Annotated in this window: 16 protein-coding genes; 10 read left to right on the forward strand and 6 right to left on the reverse strand. The window is 65.2% G+C overall.

Annotation, left to right across the window (positions count from 1 at the left end):
- Positions 1-321: 321 nt before the first annotated feature.
- The 4 genes from ACWKWX_RS31565 to ACWKWX_RS31580 all read left to right on the forward strand — a co-directional run bounded on the left by ACWKWX_RS31565 (position 322) and on the right by ACWKWX_RS31580 (position 3995).
- Positions 322-993 carry an ABC transporter ATP-binding protein gene (locus ACWKWX_RS31565; protein ID WP_483829826.1) on the forward strand — a complete coding sequence of 224 codons (672 nt, stop codon included), beginning with the start codon at positions 322-324 and terminating at the stop codon, positions 991-993.
- Positions 990-1784 carry an ABC transporter permease gene (locus ACWKWX_RS31570; RefSeq protein WP_483829827.1) on the forward strand — a complete coding sequence of 265 codons (795 nt, stop codon included), beginning with the start codon at positions 990-992 and terminating at the stop codon, positions 1782-1784. The genes ACWKWX_RS31565 and ACWKWX_RS31570 overlap by 4 nt, the downstream gene beginning before the upstream one ends.
- 816 nt (positions 1785-2600) lie before the next feature.
- Entirely contained in the window at positions 2601-2930 is a 330-nt protein-coding gene (locus ACWKWX_RS31575) for a hypothetical protein (protein ID WP_416424365.1), read from the forward strand.
- A 48-nt stretch (positions 2931-2978) separates the two neighbouring features.
- The gene (locus ACWKWX_RS31580) at positions 2979-3995 is read left to right on the forward strand and encodes a class I fructose-bisphosphate aldolase (RefSeq protein ID WP_483829828.1); all 1017 of its coding nucleotides are present in this window, start codon (positions 2979-2981) and stop codon (positions 3993-3995) included.
- Here the strand turns inward: ACWKWX_RS31580 and ACWKWX_RS31585 are convergent, their stop codons facing one another.
- The 3 genes from ACWKWX_RS31585 to ACWKWX_RS31595 form a co-directional block, all read right to left on the reverse strand.
- On the reverse strand, positions 3996-4739 hold the full coding sequence (locus ACWKWX_RS31585) for a PRC-barrel domain-containing protein (RefSeq protein ID WP_483829829.1): 744 nt from the start codon (positions 4737-4739) through the stop codon (positions 3996-3998). It lies immediately after the preceding gene.
- Positions 4740-4814: 75 nt separating this feature from the next.
- Positions 4815-6116 carry a dicarboxylate/amino acid:cation symporter gene (locus ACWKWX_RS31590; RefSeq protein ID WP_483829830.1) on the reverse strand — a complete coding sequence of 434 codons (1302 nt, stop codon included), beginning with the start codon at positions 6114-6116 and terminating at the stop codon, positions 4815-4817.
- A gap of 97 nt (positions 6117-6213) precedes the next feature.
- Entirely contained in the window at positions 6214-7272 is a 1059-nt protein-coding gene (locus tag ACWKWX_RS31595) for a tartrate dehydrogenase (RefSeq protein ID WP_483829831.1), read from the reverse strand.
- Positions 7273-7396: 124 nt separating this feature from the next.
- Between ACWKWX_RS31595 and ACWKWX_RS31600 the strand changes: the two genes are divergently transcribed.
- Positions 7397-8296 carry a LysR family transcriptional regulator gene (locus ACWKWX_RS31600; protein ID WP_416424359.1) on the forward strand — a complete coding sequence of 300 codons (900 nt, stop codon included), beginning with the start codon at positions 7397-7399 and terminating at the stop codon, positions 8294-8296.
- Here ACWKWX_RS31600 and ACWKWX_RS31605 read toward each other — a convergent pair whose 3' ends face one another.
- Positions 8297-9706, reverse strand: coding sequence for an MFS transporter (locus ACWKWX_RS31605; protein WP_483829832.1), 1410 nt, complete (start codon positions 9704-9706; stop codon positions 8297-8299).
- Between the two features lie 159 nt (positions 9707-9865).
- Positions 9866-10957 carry an NADH:flavin oxidoreductase/NADH oxidase gene (locus tag ACWKWX_RS31610; protein ID WP_416424357.1) on the reverse strand — a complete coding sequence of 364 codons (1092 nt, stop codon included), beginning with the start codon at positions 10955-10957 and terminating at the stop codon, positions 9866-9868.
- Between the two features lie 51 nt (positions 10958-11008).
- Between ACWKWX_RS31610 and ACWKWX_RS31615 the strand changes: the two genes are divergently transcribed.
- From ACWKWX_RS31615 to ACWKWX_RS31630, 4 genes are all read left to right on the forward strand, one after another.
- Positions 11009-11344, forward strand: coding sequence for an ArsR/SmtB family transcription factor (locus ACWKWX_RS31615; protein ID WP_416424356.1), 336 nt, complete (start codon positions 11009-11011; stop codon positions 11342-11344).
- A gap of 123 nt (positions 11345-11467) precedes the next feature.
- On the forward strand, positions 11468-12274 hold the full coding sequence (locus ACWKWX_RS31620) for an ABC transporter substrate-binding protein (protein WP_416424355.1): 807 nt from the start codon (positions 11468-11470) through the stop codon (positions 12272-12274).
- A 78-nt stretch (positions 12275-12352) separates the two neighbouring features.
- On the forward strand, positions 12353-13081 hold the full coding sequence (locus tag ACWKWX_RS31625; RefSeq protein WP_483829833.1) for an amino acid ABC transporter permease: 729 nt from the start codon (positions 12353-12355) through the stop codon (positions 13079-13081).
- Between the two features lie 3 nt (positions 13082-13084).
- The gene (locus ACWKWX_RS31630; RefSeq protein WP_483829834.1) at positions 13085-13771 is read left to right on the forward strand and encodes an amino acid ABC transporter permease; all 687 of its coding nucleotides are present in this window, start codon (positions 13085-13087) and stop codon (positions 13769-13771) included.
- 319 nt (positions 13772-14090) lie between these two features.
- Here ACWKWX_RS31630 and ACWKWX_RS31635 read toward each other — a convergent pair whose 3' ends face one another.
- On the reverse strand, positions 14091-14327 hold the full coding sequence (locus ACWKWX_RS31635; protein ID WP_416424352.1) for a hypothetical protein: 237 nt from the start codon (positions 14325-14327) through the stop codon (positions 14091-14093).
- Positions 14328-14566: 239 nt separating this feature from the next.
- On the opposite strand from ACWKWX_RS31635, the gene ACWKWX_RS31640 reads away from it, so the two are divergent.
- On the forward strand, positions 14567-15202 hold the full coding sequence (locus tag ACWKWX_RS31640) for a hypothetical protein (RefSeq protein ID WP_483829835.1): 636 nt from the start codon (positions 14567-14569) through the stop codon (positions 15200-15202).
- Positions 15203-15350 lie beyond the last annotated feature (148 nt).

Below are 15350 nucleotides of genomic sequence, written 5' to 3' on the forward strand. Positions count from 1 at the left end.
CAGTCCCGGGATATCGGGGCTGATAAAAAGCGCTAAGTTGCCTGATTGAAACTATAGCGAAGTTCACGGCGAATTTTGCGCGTCTTTTTCAACTTTCTAACAATTAATTTAAGTTGGGGCTGTTTGCCATTATGTGGGGAATTTGCCCCGAAAGTGGCGTCGCAGGGCCCAGTGACTGGGCTATGTGGCAGGCGCTGCGGGCCTTGTTCAAGTTGGCATAGTTGTCGCTAGTTGCAAGTCTATTTGTTTGAAGTTTGCGCACTTGCTGTTTGTTGTGCGGCTCGTGCATTATGTTCAACCTCTTGCCCGGAAGCGCTTCGGTTGAATACTTCACCTGCCATCTCCTTGATTACCGCCGTCGATGTCTCGCGCCTGGATGCACGCACCGGCACGCCACTGTTGCAGCCGCTGCGCTTTACCCTGGCCGCCGGCGACCGGGTGGCGATAACCGGGCCGTCGGGCTCCGGCAAAAGCGTGCTGCTGCGCACCCTGGCGCTGCTGGACGCCACCCAGGGCGGCGAGGTGCACTGGCAGGGCGCGGCCATCAAGGCCACGCAGATCACCGCCTACCGCAGCCACGTGTGCTACATCGCGCAGAAACCGGCGCTGCTGGACGGCAGCGTCGAGGACAACCTGCGTTACCCCTATTCCCTGAAAGTGCACGCCAGGGCGCGCTACCAGCGCGAGGCAGCGCTGCAACTGCTGGCGCAGGCCGGCAAGCCGGCCAGCTTCCTCGACAAACAGGCCAGTGAGCTGTCCGGCGGCGAAAGCCAGGTGCTGGCCCTGGTGCGGGCCCTGCAACTGAACCCCCAGGTGCTGTTGCTGGATGAACCCACCGCGGCCCTGGACCCGGAATCGGCGCGCCAGGTGGAAGCGCTGGTGGACGCCTGGTTCGACGGCGGCCGTGCGCTGATCTGGGTGTCCCATGACCCGGCGCAGGCCCAGCGGGTGAGCAACCGCCAGCACGTGATGAAGGCGGGGAGCCTGACATGAACTACCAGAGCCTTTCCAACCTGGACATTGCCATTGCCGCGGCGCTGATCCTGATCAACGGCATCCTCTCGCTGTGCCTGAACCTGGGCCTGGGGCGGCAGCTGCTGGTGGCCTCTGTGCGCACCGTGGTGCAGCTGCTGGCCATCGGCTACGTGCTGACCTGGATCTTCGCCAACGCCCAGTGGTACGTGGTGTTGCCGGTGATGTGCCTGATGACCCTGATCGCCGGGCTGTCGGCGGCCGGGCGCGGCAAGCGCACCTACGTCGGGCGCCGCGCCGACAGCGTGTGGTCCATCTGGGTGAGCAGCTGGCTGGTCGCGGCGGTGGGGCTGTTCGCGGTGATCCGCATTCACCCCTGGTACGAGCCACAGTACGCCATCCCGATCCTGGGCATGATCCTGGGCAACACCCTCACGGGGGTGTCCCTGGGCATCGAGCGCATGATCCAGGAGCTGATCGCCGGGCGCGGGCAGGTCGAAATGACCCTGGCCCTGGGCGGCACCCGCTGGGAGGCCGCCCAGCTGGCGGCGCGCCAGGCGGTGCGGGCGGGCATGATCCCGACCCTGAACCAGATGACCGTGGTGGGGCTGGTGAGCTTGCCTGGCATGATGACTGGCCAGGTGCTGGCAGGGGAAAGTCCTTTGCAGGCAGTGCGTTACCAGATAATCATCATGTTCCTTATAGCAGCGGCATCGGCGCTGGGGACGGTGGTGGCGGTGCTGCTCACCTACCGCCGGCTGTTTTCGCCGCAGCATCGGTTCCTGCCAGCGAAGCTGATTACCCGCGACTGAGCGCAGCTTTTGATCTGCTTTTGATCTGCTTTTGATCTGCTTTTGATCTGCTTTTGATCTGCTTTTGATCTGGCTTTTGATCTGGCTCTTGATCTTGATTGTATGCCCCGTAAAGCGCCCGGGCCGACTGGAGGCGTCGATCAACGGGCTGCCCGAAGGGCCGAGGCCGCAGGCCGAAGAGACGGTAACCCGCAGGCTTCTATAGCGGGTGCCGTCTGCCCGTTGAGCGGCGCCGGAAGGAGGGGACCCGTAGCGCAGCGGAGGGCCCAAGCAGGGGCAAGCCCTTTTTGCTTACTTTTTGGGGCGACTGCCAAAAAGTGAGTCGGCGTAAGGCCGAAACGGTCGGTGGTCGCCCCCGCGAAAATGGATATGTTCGAAATCGCCGAAGCGGGAAACCAAATCCGTGAACATATCCATTACCGAGGGTGATGCACAATCACCTTTCCGGCCTTACGCCGGGTCACTTTTTGGCAAACGCCCCAAAAAGTAACCAAAAAAGGCTTGCCCCTGCTTGGTCCCTACGCTTCGCTGCGGGTCCCCTCCCTCCGGCGTCGCCCAAGCGGCCGACGGCCCGGAATAGAAGCGCCTCCGGTTCCGTCTTCCCCGGCTACGCCGTGGACCGCTTGGCCAACGCCTCCAGTCGGCCCTGGCGCTTTACGGGGCACACAATCAAGATCAAAGGCCGCACGGGATCAAGATCAACAGCAGTCGGTGTAATCCAAGGGTAGCGAAGCGCTACAGGCGAAATGCTGGCCCCCAAGGCTTTTACTTCCCGCCAAAATCACTTCAATTTCAGGTGCTTGGGGCAGGGATTAAATGCGCAATGTAATGATTACGCTTGCAGGGGTTGCACTCACCGGGGCCACGCTGTGCGCCCAGGCCCGGGACCTTCGGCCCGATGACCGCTACATGTGCGCCTGGGGCGCCGGCACCGCGGCGCGCGCCCAGGAACTGAAGCTGGCCGGGGTGTCGCGCTACGCCGCGCGGGAAAAGATCCACACCATGAAATTCAGCAAGGGCTGGATGCGCATGCTGGCCCTGGGCATCACCGAGCAGACCTACGACAACGCCACCCGCGCCAGGCCGGCGGTGGTGCACGACACCTTCTACGAAGGCTGCCTGCACTACAAGCTGGCGCGCAAGTAGAGCCGATCGCGCCTATCCTTGGCCATTCAGCCAAGGCAGAGGTGAATTATGACCGATCACTCCAATTCCCTGATCGACACGGCCCGGGCGTTGATGGCGGCAGGCAAGGGCTTGCTGGCCATGGACGAGAGCCTGGGCACCTGCAACCGCCGGTTCGCGCCCCTGGGCATCGCCCAGACCGAGGAGAACCGCCGGCGCTACCGCGAACTGCTGGTGACCACCCCGCAGCTGGCGCAGCACATCAGCGGCGCCATCCTCTTCGAGGAAACCCTGTACCAGCACGCCAAGGACGGCACGCCCTTCGTCGATATCCTCAAGGCCGCCGGCATTGTCGTGGGTATCAAGGTGGACGCCGGGGCGCAGCCGCTGGCCGGCTTCCCCGGCGAGCGCATCACCGAAGGCCTGGACGGGTTGCGCGAACGCCTGCAGCACTACGCAGGCCAGGGGGCGCGGTTCGCCAAATGGCGCGCGGTGCTGAGCATCGACACCGGCCTGCCCAGCCGCACCGCCATCGAAGCCAACGCCCAGGGCCTGGCGCGCTATGCCGCGCTGTGCCAGGAGGCCGGCGTGGTGCCCATTGTCGAGCCGGAAGTGCTGATGGACGGCGACCACGACCTGGCGCGCTGCCAGGCAGTGACCCGCGAGGTGCTGGACGTGGTATTCGCACAGCTGCACCGCCATGGCGTGCTGCTGGAGGGCATGTTGCTCAAACCCAACATGGTGCTGCCGGGCGAGGGCGGCCCGCAGGTGTCGGTGCAGGCCGTGGCCCAGGCCACCGTCGAGACGCTGCGGCGCACGGTGCCGGCGGCGGTGGGCGGCATTGCCTTCCTGTCGGGCGGGCAGTCGTCGGCGCTGGCCACCGAACACCTCAATGCCATGCACCAGGGTGCGCCCTTGCCGTGGCCGCTGACCTTCTCCTACGGCCGCGCCTTGCAGGACGATGCCCTGCGCCTGTGGGCCGGCGACGACGCCAATGTGCAACGCGCGCAGCAGGCGCTGCTGCTGCGCGCCCGCTGCAACGGCGCCGCCGCCCAGGGCCAGTACCGCCCGGCCATGGAAGGCTGATTACTCGGGCGGGTCGTTGCGGGTTTCGACCGACCAGTACACCGAGCGCTGGTAGTGGGTGTACAGCACCGTCTCGTGCTCGCGGCTCAGCGGCGCCGTCTCGTCATAGGGCGGCGACGCCTGCACCGTGGCGCGGTCGATGTCGAGGAACACCTTCTGCTCTTCCCAGGCAATGGAATCGATCCATTCCGGGGCAATCAGCACCTTGTGGCCCACCCACCAGTTGCTGGTGTTGATGACCAGGTACTGCACCGCCCAGGAGTCCTCGTTCACCAGCAGCGTGGCGACGTGGCCGATGTCGCCGTCACTGGCGTGGATATGGTAGCCGCTGACTTCCTCGCCGCTGCGCAGGCGCACGTCGTCCTTGGGCTCACGCGGCGCGGCGGCGGGTTCGATGGCCGTGTCCCAGACCCCGCCCGTGCCCCAGTAGAAGGGCAGGCCGTAATAGTCCAGGTGGTCCATTTCGTGCTGGCGCGAAACGGGCCTGGCGGTGTCGATGTCCGGGCTGGCCTTGACCTGCTCGCGGGTGATATTGACGGTGAGGCGGTGGTTGCTCCAGTCGCACTGCTGGATGGAGGCGGGGGCGATCAGCACTTTGCGGCTGGCCAGCCACGAGCCGGTTTCCACCACCAGGTAGCGAACCACCCAGGTGGCGTCGTCGAAATAAACGTCCTTGACCTTGCCGATGTCACCGTCGGTGGCACCCAGGGTGTAGTGTTCCAGGTCATGCAGGTTTCTTAACATGGGGAATGTCCTGTCGCAGGGGGCAGTACAAGAGTAGGCCCTGCCCCCGAGCACAAGTTCCCGGCCTGACGGGCGTCAGGCCTTGACTGGCGTCAGCCGCGGCGCCGGCACCGCAGGCTCCGGCACGGCCTCGCCATCCATGGCCCGGCGCAGCTTGTCGCTGTCCAACGCGCCCACCCATTTGGCGATGGCCAGGGTGCCGACGCCATTGCCGATGGTGTTGGTGATGGCCCGCGCTTCCGACATGAAGCGGTCCACGCCCAGCAACAGCACCATGCCCGACACCGGGATGGTGCCCAGCGAGGCCAAGGTGGCTGCCAGGATGATGAAGCCCGAGCCACTGACGCCCGCCGAGCCCTTGGAGGTGAACATCAGCACCGCCAGCACGATCAGCTGGTCGCTCAGGCTCAACGGCGTGTTGGTGGCCTGGGCAATGAAGATTGCCGCGATGGTGTAGTAGATCGCCTGGCCATCGGGGTTGAAGCTCAGCCCCGCCGGAATCATCATGCCGGCGACCGGCTTGGAGCAGCCGGCCTGCTCCATGCGGGTGATCATGCGCGGCAGCACCGATTCGGAGCTGCTGGTGCCCAGCACCGTGAACAGCTCTTCCTTGATGAACCGCAGGAACTTCCACAGGCTGAAGCCGGTGTAGCGGCAGATCGGCCCCAGCACCAGCACCACGAACAGGATGCAGGTCAGGTACACGCAGGCCATCAGCTTGCCCAGGGCGAACATCGAGCCGAAGCCGTACTTGCCGATGGTGAAGGCAATGGCGCCGAACGCGCCGATGGGCGCCAGGCGCATGACCATGTTGACGATGTTGAACATGCCTTTCATCAGGCTGTCGACCACGTCGATGAACACCTTGGCGCGCGGCCCGGCGTTGGCCAGGGCCACCCCCAGCAGGATCGAGAACATCAGGATCTGCAGGACGTTGCCCTTGGCGAAGGCGTCGACGATGGTGTCGGGGATGATGCCCAGCAAAAAGTCCATGAACGAGGCGTGGGGCGCCGCCGCGGTGTAGGTGGCGATGCTGGAGGTGTCCAGCGCCTTGGGGTCGATGTTCATGCCGGCGCCGGGCTTGAACAGGTTCACCACGATCAGCCCCAGGCCCAGCGCCAGGGTGGAGACCACCTCGAAGTACAGCAGGGCGCGCACGCCCACGCGGCCCAGCTCCTTCATGTTCTCCATGCGCGCGATGCCGCTGACCACGGTGAGGAAGATCACCGGGGCCAGCAGCATCTTGATCAGTTTGATGAAGCCGTCGCCGATGGGCTTGAGCGCAGCCCCCGTGTCGGGCCACAGCACGCCCACCAGGGCGCCGAGGGCTACAGCGATGAGTACCTGTACATAGAGTTTGCCGAATATGCGTTTCATGACGGACCCTGATTCTTGTTGTTGTCAGGCGCCGCCCCGGCGCGGGCGCGGTGATCCGCGCAGCGCCGGGGCCGCGGTATGGCCAGCGTCGGGGGAATCAGCGCTGCAGCAGTTCGATCACCGCGGCGGTCACCTGGCGGGTAGTGGCAGTGCCGCCCAGGTCCGGGGCGTGCACGCCGGCTTCGGTGACGGCTTCGATGGCGGCCATCAACTGCCGGGCCGCGGCGACCTCTCCCAGGTGTTCGAGCATCATGGCGGCAGTCCAGAAGGTGGCGATGGGGTTGGCCACGCCCTTGCCAGTGATGTCGAAGGCCGAGCCGTGGATGGGTTCGAACATCGACGGGAAGCGCCGGGTGGGGTTGAGGTTAGCGGTGGGGGCGATGCCCAGGCTGCCGGACAGCGCCGCGGCCAGGTCGGAGAGAATATCGGCGTGCAGGTTGGTGGCCACGATCACGTCCAGGCTGGCGGGCTTGAGCACCATGCGCGTGGTGACCGCGTCCACCAGTTCCTTATCGGTGACCACGTCGGGGAAGTCCTTGGCCACTTCGTGGAAGATCTCGTCCCACAGCACCATGCCGTGGCGCTGGGCGTTGGACTTGGTCACCAGCGTCAGGTGCTTGCGCGGCCGGGTGCGTGCCAGTTCGAAGGCGAAGCGGTGGATGCGCTCGACGCCGGCGCGGGTGAACACCGAGACCTCGGTGGCCACTTCTTCGGGTAGCCCGCGGTGCACGCGGCCACCGTTGCCGGAGTATTCGCCTTCGGAGTTTTCGCGAATCACCACCCAGTCGATCTCGTGGCCGTTGTGCAGCGGGCTCTTCACCCCGGGCAGCACGCGGGCCGGGCGCACGTTGGCGTATTGGTCGAAGCCCTGGCAGATGGGCAGGCGCAGGCCCCACAGGGACACGTGGTCGGGCACGTTCAGCGCGCCCACGGCGCCGAAGAAGATCGCGTCGAAGGTTTTCAGTTCCGCCAGGCCGCCTTCGGGGATGTAGTGGCCGCGCTTGAGGAAGTTCTCGGAATTCCAGTCGAAGTGCTTGAACTGCAGGGCAAAGGTGCCGCTGCGACGGGCCAGGGCGTTGAGGACTTCGACGCCGGCCTCGATCACTTCCACGCCAATGCCGTCACCAGGCACGGCAGCAATGTTGTAGGTCTTCATGGCTCTCTCCAGGGGTCTGTTGTTGTGCGCCGGCACTCGGCTGCGGCGGGTGACTGGAGTATATGTAGTGAGCCAAAGCCATTGGTTAACCACAAATCACTACATCATTAACCTGGAGTTATGAATGAACCAGGCCCAGGACCTGTCCTTTTTCCATCTGTTGGCCAAGCAGGGCAGCCTGGTGGCCACCGCGCGCGAGCTGGGCGTGACGCCACCGGCGGTGAGCAAGCGCCTGGCGGCACTGGAAGCGCGGCTAGGCGTGCGCCTGGTCAACCGCACCACCCGTTCCATGAGCCTGACCCCGGAGGGCGAGCTGTATTTCGCCCACGTGGCGCGCATCCTGGCGCAGATCGACGAGGCCGAGCAGCTGGTCAGCAGCAGCCGCGCCACGCCCAAGGGCCTGATCCGGGTGAATGCCTCGCTGGGCTTTGGTCGCCGTCACATCGGCCCGGCGCTGGCGGCGTTCTTCAGCCACTACCCGGAGGTGGAGATCCAGCTGGAGATCAGCGACCACCCGCTGGACCTGGCCACCCACGGTTTCGACCTGGGCATCCGCTTCGGCAGCCTGCCGGACGCCGCGCTGCATGCCCGCAAGATCGCCTCCAACCGGCGCCTGTTGTGTGCCTCGCCGCTGTACCTGGAGAAGCACGGCACGCCTGTGAAGCTCGCGGATCTGGCCCGCCACAATTGCATTTTCATTCGCCAGAACGAATCACCCTACGGCGTGTGGAGCTTCAACCACGGCGGCCGCACCGAGAACGTCAAGGTGCACGGTGCCCTGGGCTGCAACGACGGAGAGGTGGCGTTGAACTGGGCGCTGGAAGGCTACGGCATTCTGCTGCGCGCCGAGTGGGACATCGCCCGCTACGTGCGCAGTGGGCGGCTGCGGCTGGTGTTGGAAGACCAGACCCCGACCCGCGCCGACGTCTACGCCGTGTACCCGCAGCAGCTGCACCTGTCGGCGCGGGTGCGGCGCCTGATTGACTTCCTGATCGAGCGCTTCCGCCATATCGATGGCGTGTGATCAGCCGCGCTTGCCAATGCGGCTGATGCTCACGCACATCGCCAGCCCGGACGCCACCGCGGCCACTGCCAGGGCCATGTGCATGGCCCGCGCTTCCAGCACCGCGGCATCGGCCAGCGCCTGGCCCGCCGCCGGGTGCCCCAGGTACGCCGCCAGCACCACCGCCACCAGCGCTGCGCCCAGGCACTGGCCGAAGGTGCGAGCGATGGCCAGCACCCCGGAGGCGTTGCCGCTGCGTTCACGCGGGACGTTGGCGAGCATCTCGCGGTTGTTGGGGCTCTGGAAGAAGCCGAAGCCCACGCCGCATAGGCATTCGCGCCAGAGGATGCCGAACGTGCCGGCGTCGGCCGGTAGAAACGCCATCAGCACCAGCCCCAGGGTCAGCAGGCCCAGGCCGATGGTCGACAGCACCGCGGGCGGATGGCGGTCCGCCAGCCGGCCGGCCTGGGGCGCGGCCAGGATGATGCCCACCGGCCAGGCGGTGAACAGCAGCGCCGCGCCCAGCACGTCGTAGCCGTAGGCGTTCTGGAACAGGAACGGCAGCGACAGGATGGCAATGCCCTGGCTGACGAACGCCGTCAGCGAGGTAAGGGCGGCCAGGGAAAAGCGCAGGTACTTGAAGATTTCCAGGGGCAGCAAGGGCACCGGCGCGCGGCGTTGGCGCCAGATGAACGCAGCGCCTGCAGCGACCATCAACGGTGAGTAAGCGCCAGCCTCGCTGGCCGCCACCGCGCCGGTGGCCATGATCGCCGCGCCCATGGTCACGGCCGACAGCACGGCGCCGGCATAGTCAAAGGGCTCACCGCTGCTGGCCCGCTGCCCGGGCACATAGCGCCAGCCCAACAGCGCGGCGGCGATGCCCAGCGGCAGGTTGATCGCGAACAGCCAGGGCCAGCTGGCCAGCCACAGCACGGCGCCGCCGAACGCCGGGCCCACGGCGGTGGCCAGGGCCACCAGCAGGGCGTTCAGGCCCAGGGTACGGCCCAGCAGGCGGGTGGGAAACACCGTGCGGTAGATGGCCGGGCCGATGCTTAGCGTGGCGGCACCGCCCACGCCCTGGACCACGCGCATGGTTACCAGCACGTCCAGCGACGGCGCCAGCGCGCAGCCCAGCGATGCCAGGGTGAATAGACTGACGCCGCCGACGAACAGGCGGCGAAAGCCGATGCGCGTGGCCAGCGAGGAAAAAATCATCAGCGTCATGGCGGCCGCCAGCAGGTAGCCGTTGGCGACCCAGATGGTGGTGGCGGCGGGTACGTTGAAGGCATGGGCCATGGAGGGCAGGGCGATGTTCACCACCGTGCCGTCGATCACGGCCATGGCGGTGGCGGTCATGATCGCCACCATCGCCAGGCGTCGTTGGGCGCCGGGCAGGCCGTCGTCGTTGGGTAGATCCTGGAACAGCGACATGCAGATCCCTTGCAAAAGGAGGAGGGCAAGGAGGATAAGCCAGACGGGCGGCGCTGTCTTTGTGGGAGCTGGCTTGCCAGCGAGTTTTTAGGGCCTCAACAGCTCGCTGGCAAGCCAGCTCCCACATTACGTAGCAGCGGCCGCAGGCCGCGTCAGGGCTTACCGATAACGCTCAAGCCAATGGGCGTAAGGGGCTGGCAGGGTCCAAGAGGCCTTGTCCACGCCCAGCTCCTTCGCCGCAAAGTACGACCAGTGCGGGTCGGCCAGGTGGGCACGGCCCACCGACACCAGGTCCAGCTGGCCGGCGCTGACGGCGTCATGGGCCAGTTGCGGGGTGCCAAAGCCCCACGCCGAGGTCACCGGCAGGTCGGCCTCGCGGCGCACGCGCTCGGCGATCGGGCCGAGGAACGCCGGGCCCCACGGGATGTTGGTCTCGGCGATGGTGAAGCCGACGCTGACGCTCAGCAGGTCCAGGCCACCGGCCTTGAAGCGGCGGGCCAGTTCGATGGACTCGGCCAGGGTCTGCTCGTCGCGGCCGTCGTATTCGATCACGCCGAAACGGGCGGTCAGCGGCAGGTGCTCCGGCCACACTTCACGCACCGCGGCCAGGGTTTCCAGGAGGAAGCGGCTACGGTTGTCGAAGCTGCCGCCGTAGGCGTCGGTGCGCTGGTTGGCGTGTTCGGAGAAGAAGCTCTGGCCCAGGTAGCCGTGGGCGAAGTGCAGCTCGATCCATTCAAAACCGGCGTCACGGGCGCGGCGTGCGGCGTCGACGAAGTTCTGCTTGACCCGGGCGATGTCGTCCAGGGTCATGGCGCGCGGCACTTTCGGCAGGTGGTGGCCGAAGGCGATGGCGGACGGCGCAATGGTGTCCCAACCGTTGGGGTCACCAGCGGCGATGTGGTCGTCACCTTCCCACGGGCGGTTGGCGCTGGCCTTGCGGCCGGCGTGGGCGATCTGGATACCCGGCACCGAGCCTGCGGCCTTGATGGCCTGCACCACGGGCACGAACGCCTGGGCCTGCTCGTCATTCCAGATGCCGGCGCAGCCCGGGGTAATGCGGCCTTCGGGGGCCACGGCGGTGGCTTCGACCACCACCAGGCCGGCGCCGCCACGGGCCAGGCCCGCCAGGTGCACGTGGTGCCAGTCGTTGATCAGGCCGTCGGTGGCCATGTATTGGCACATGGGCGGGATGGCGATGCGGTTGCGCAGCGTCACGTCCTTCAGGGTGAAGGGTTGGAACAATGCAGACATGGGAAAACTCCAGGGGATAGCTATTTTCGCTTGTTCGATCATAATCGAACTATGGCAATTTATGGAAGCCTCGATATCATGTGCGCCATGCGAGCCTATACCCACCCCAATCCCGAAGACTTCACCCTCGAGCGGCTGTTGTACGCCTTGAGCGACCCCGTGCGCATGGACATCGTCCGGCACCTGGCCGGCGTGCCCGAAGCCACCTGCGGCGAGCTGGACGGCGGGCGGCCGAAATCGAGCATGTCCCACCATTTCCGCGTGCTGCGCGAGGCAGGGCTGGTGCAGACCCGCAACGTCGGCACCACGCACATGAACTCGCTGCGCAGCGCGGCGCTGGAGAGCCGTTACCCGGGGTTGCTGGCCAATATCCTGTCGCACCGCTAGCCGTGTTTTATATTCCTTAATAATATAAACAAATAATATTATATTCCTTTTGGTTTTTTAGCCTTGCTGCAAGACTTCTGGTGCAGGCACTTTGCCTATCTGCCCCTACAGGAAGTCGAGCCCATGAAAAAACTTACGGCCCTTGCGGCCCTGTCCCTGGCGTTGCTGTCCGGTATCGCCCACGCCGACCGTCTTGAAGACATCCAGAAAGCCGGCGTGCTGCGCGTCGCCGCCTTCGACAGCAACCCACCGTTCGGCTTCATCGACACCAAGACCAAGCAGCTCGCCGGCCTGGACGTGGACTACGCCAAGGCCATCGCCGCCAAGCTGGGCGTGAAGCTGGAACTGCAGCCCACCAACCCGGCCAACCGCGTGCCGCTGCTGGTGGCCAACAAGGTCGACCTGGTGCTGGCCAACTTCACCATCACCAAGGAACGCGCCGAGCAGGTCAACTTCAGCACCCCGTACTTCGCCTCGGGGCAGCAGTTCATCGTCAAGAAGGGCACGCTCAAGAACGAGAGCGACCTCAACACCTGGCGCGTGGGCGTCGACAAGGGCACCACCAACGAAGGCGTGCTGCGCGAGAAATTCCCCGGCGCCAAGGTGGTGGCCTACGACGACACCCCGTTTGCCTTCACCGCGCTGCGCAACGGCAACGTCCAGGCCATCACCCAGGACGGGCCGAAGCTGATCGGCCTGCTGGCCAACGTGCCGGACCGCGACAAATATGAAGTGCCACCTTTCACCATCTCCGACGACCTGATCGGCGTGGGCTTGCCCAAGGGCGAGACCGCCCTGACCAACTTCGTCAACGACACCCTGGTGGCGCTGGAGAAAGACGGCCAGGCCCAGAAGATCTATGACACCTGGTTCGGCCCGACCACCAACACGCCACTGGCGCGCCTGTTCAAGATCGGCGACAAGGGCTGACCCCGCCCTTGTGACTGCACACGGCATGCGCCTGCACGGGCGCGTGCCTGGTTTCGTTTGACCTGGATACGCGCCTACATGTTTGGTGAATTGCTTGCCCCCCGCTATTTGCAGTGGCTGGCCGACGGCTTCCTGCTGACCCTGGGGCTGTCTCTGCTGGTGTGCCTGGTGGCCACGGTGCTGGGCGCCTTGCTGTACCTGGCGCGCAGTGCGCCGTCGCGGCTGCTGGCGTGGCCGGCGCGGGCCTACCTGCTGGTGATCCGCAACACGCCGCTGCTGGTGCAGTTGTTCTTCTGGTATTTCGGTGTCACCGCGTTGCTGCCCGACAGCCTGGTGACCTGGCTCAACACCCCGCGCAGCCTGGCCCTGGGACCGCTGGCGGTGGAGTGGCCATCGTTTGAATTCATCGCCGGCTTCTGGGGTTTGACCCTGTATACCACCGCCTTCGTCGCCGAAGAGCTGCGCGCCGGCATCGACTCGGTGCGCAAGGAACAGCGCGCCGCCGGCCTGGCCCTGGGCCTGCGCCCGGCGCAGGTGTGGCTGCACGTGGTGCTGCCCCAGGGGTTGCGCACGGCCCTGGGCCCGTTGCTGGGCCAGTACATGAACGCGGTGAAGAACTCGTCGCTGACCATGGCCATTGGCCTGGCGGAACTGTCCTACACCTCGCGGCAGGTGGAGACCGAGACCTTCAAGACCTTTCAGGCGTTTGGCTACGCAACCTTGCTGTACATCCTCACCATCGCCCTGATCGAAGCGGCAGGGCAGTTGATCCAACACAGTCGGCGCTACCGCCGGGGAGTGGCCTGAGCCATGGACTTTTCCGTCATCGTCGACAACCTCGGCTATTTCATGTGGGGCGCCTACCCCGACGGCCCCTTGGGCGGCGCGGCGCTGACCCTGCTGCTGAGCCTGCTGTCGGGCATCGCCGCCGGCGTGCTGGGGCTGATCGGCGGCATTGCCCTGGTGACCAGCCGCGGCTGGCTGCGCTGGGTGTTGGTGGGCGTGCTGGGTTTCCTGCGGGCGATTCCGGTGCTGATGCTGATGTTCTGGAGCTATTTCCTGCTGCCGATTCTGTTCCACGTCAACGTGCCGGCTTTGGCCACGGTGGTGTGCGCGCTGTCGCTGATCGGCGGCGCATACCTGTCGCACTCGGTGGCGGCGGGCATCAACAGCCTGCCGGCCGGCCAATGGGCGGCGGCCAGGGCGCTGGGGCTGCGGCCGGCGCAGGTGTTGTGGCTGGTGATATTGCCCCAGGCGCTGCCGCTGATGCTGCCTTCGTTCATCAACCAGTGGGTGTCGCTGATCAAGGACACCTCGCTGGCCTACGTGATCGGGGTAGGGGAGCTGTCCTATGAGGCCACGCAGGTGAGCAACCGGGTGATGGTGCACCCGGTGGAGATTTTCCTGTTCGTGGCGCTGGTCTATTTCGTGCTGTGCAGCGCCCTGCAACTGGCGGCCAGCCGGGTGGCCCGGCGTGGCGCCAGTACCGCCCCGTAGCCGCTGCCGCAGGCTGCGCTGGCCCTGCTTTACACTGCAAATGTTGAGCGCACGCCAAGGCCAGCGCAGCCTGGCGGCAGCGGCTACGGGTTTTATGTGGGGCTGGAAATAATTAGACACAAAGGGCAGCGACAGCCCCTTCCTATCACGTATTTTTCACATCGGCTGGCGTACTTTGAAAGTGCTCCAGATGCTTTGCCAGGCCCGCTTTCCCCCATCGCCCGCCTGGCGTGCACAGAGCGCAGTCGGTATCACACACTTGCCCCAGCAGCACCCGGGTGGCAGCCCAGGAAGGGTCGCTGACTGGGGCAAGGGTGCCCTAGCTGAGCCAGGTCGTCACCACGCGCCGGTCCAACTCTTCCCAGTCCGCCATCCCCAGCACCCGCACCGTGTTCAACCCTCGCAAGTACCCGCGCAGCTGATTGGCCACCGCCCGCTGGGTGTCCGGGTCGGCAGTGTTCGCGCGCAGCACGTCTTCGTACTCGATCAGGTAATCGGCCACGCGCTCCTTGAACTCGGGTAGCACGGCGGCGCGAATCAGGTCGAACGTTCGCATGCAACATCCTTTTTTCGTTGTCATTGGACTGTCGGCCAGTCTGCACGCGCTATTGCCTCGGGATCAAGCGCCTTGAGCTGGGCTGGCGAGAGCAAGATGAAACTTGTCGGTTTTGTGACACTGGTTTATTGACGCTCCGGGGGGTGATGGCAAAATGCTCACCCGCGCGGCGCCCCAAGCCCGCGAATCTGGAAAAAGTGTCGCCTGGACACTTTGCTATTTGACCAAGGAAGTTACCCATGAAGTTCGCAAAAACCCTGGCCCTGGCCGTTTCGCTCACCCTGGGCGGCTGCGCCAGCTTTACCAAGGACGAAGTGGCGCCGGTGACGATGCCGTCCATGGCCAGCTACACCAACAAACCTAACGTGTTCGTGGATTTCGATTTCTACCAGGGCACGCCAGGCAGCAGCAACGCAGTGGAAGTGCCCCAGGCGCGCAACCAGTTGCGGCCGCAGCTGGAAAAGTCGCTGAACGACTCCAAGCTGTTCGGCCGGGTAACCCTGGACGAATTCAACAAGCAGCCGGGTGACTACACCCTGCACTTGAAGGTCTACAACCACCCGCCAAGCGGTGGCCAGGTGGTTTGGGCGTTCCTGAGCGGTTTCACCCTGATGCTGGTGCCGGCGCTGGGCACCGACCAGTACACCATGACCCTGGAAGCGCAGGATGCGCAGGGCAAGACGTTGAGCACCGAAAGCAACCACGATGCTATCAATACCTGGATGGGGGTGTTGTTTGTGCCGCTGATGGCGAATACGCCGAAGGAGGCGGTGAGTGATACGTTTACGCGGCAGGTGAATGCGTTGCTCAAGCAGATGGTGGATCGGCAGAGTTTGAAGTATTCGGGGTTGGATGTGCGTGTTCCGCGTGCGTGAGGTGAAGTAAAAGCACAGCAAAAACACAGCAAAAACACAGCAAAACAACGCGAACCGCTTTTGATCTTGACCTTGATCCCGTGCGGCCTTTGATCTTGATTGTGTGCCCCATAAAGCGCCAGGGCCGACTGGAGGCGTTGGCCAAGCG

This window comes from Pseudomonas imperatae, from assembly GCF_057128625.1.

Coding starts and splice junctions, on each gene's coding strand:
- ACWKWX_RS31570 (WP_483829827.1), top strand. CDS start 990: ATGAACTACCAGAGCCTTTCCAACCTGGACATTGCCATTGCCGCGGCG.
- ACWKWX_RS31575 (WP_416424365.1), top strand. CDS start 2,601: ATGCGCAATGTAATGATTACGCTTGCAGGGGTTGCACTCACCGGGGCC.
- ACWKWX_RS31580 (WP_483829828.1), top strand. CDS start 2,979: ATGACCGATCACTCCAATTCCCTGATCGACACGGCCCGGGCGTTGATG.
- ACWKWX_RS31585 (WP_483829829.1), bottom strand. CDS start 4,739: ATGTTAAGAAACCTGCATGACCTGGAACACTACACCCTGGGTGCCACC.
- ACWKWX_RS31590 (WP_483829830.1), bottom strand. CDS start 6,116: ATGAAACGCATATTCGGCAAACTCTATGTACAGGTACTCATCGCTGTA.
- ACWKWX_RS31595 (WP_483829831.1), bottom strand. CDS start 7,272: ATGAAGACCTACAACATTGCTGCCGTGCCTGGTGACGGCATTGGCGTG.
- ACWKWX_RS31600 (WP_416424359.1), top strand. CDS start 7,397: ATGAACCAGGCCCAGGACCTGTCCTTTTTCCATCTGTTGGCCAAGCAG.
- ACWKWX_RS31605 (WP_483829832.1), bottom strand. CDS start 9,706: ATGTCGCTGTTCCAGGATCTACCCAACGACGACGGCCTGCCCGGCGCC.
- ACWKWX_RS31610 (WP_416424357.1), bottom strand. CDS start 10,957: ATGTCTGCATTGTTCCAACCCTTCACCCTGAAGGACGTGACGCTGCGC.
- ACWKWX_RS31615 (WP_416424356.1), top strand. CDS start 11,009: ATGGCAATTTATGGAAGCCTCGATATCATGTGCGCCATGCGAGCCTAT.
- ACWKWX_RS31620 (WP_416424355.1), top strand. CDS start 11,468: ATGAAAAAACTTACGGCCCTTGCGGCCCTGTCCCTGGCGTTGCTGTCC.
- ACWKWX_RS31625 (WP_483829833.1), top strand. CDS start 12,353: ATGTTTGGTGAATTGCTTGCCCCCCGCTATTTGCAGTGGCTGGCCGAC.
- ACWKWX_RS31630 (WP_483829834.1), top strand. CDS start 13,085: ATGGACTTTTCCGTCATCGTCGACAACCTCGGCTATTTCATGTGGGGC.
- ACWKWX_RS31635 (WP_416424352.1), bottom strand. CDS start 14,327: ATGCGAACGTTCGACCTGATTCGCGCCGCCGTGCTACCCGAGTTCAAG.
- ACWKWX_RS31640 (WP_483829835.1), top strand. CDS start 14,567: ATGAAGTTCGCAAAAACCCTGGCCCTGGCCGTTTCGCTCACCCTGGGC.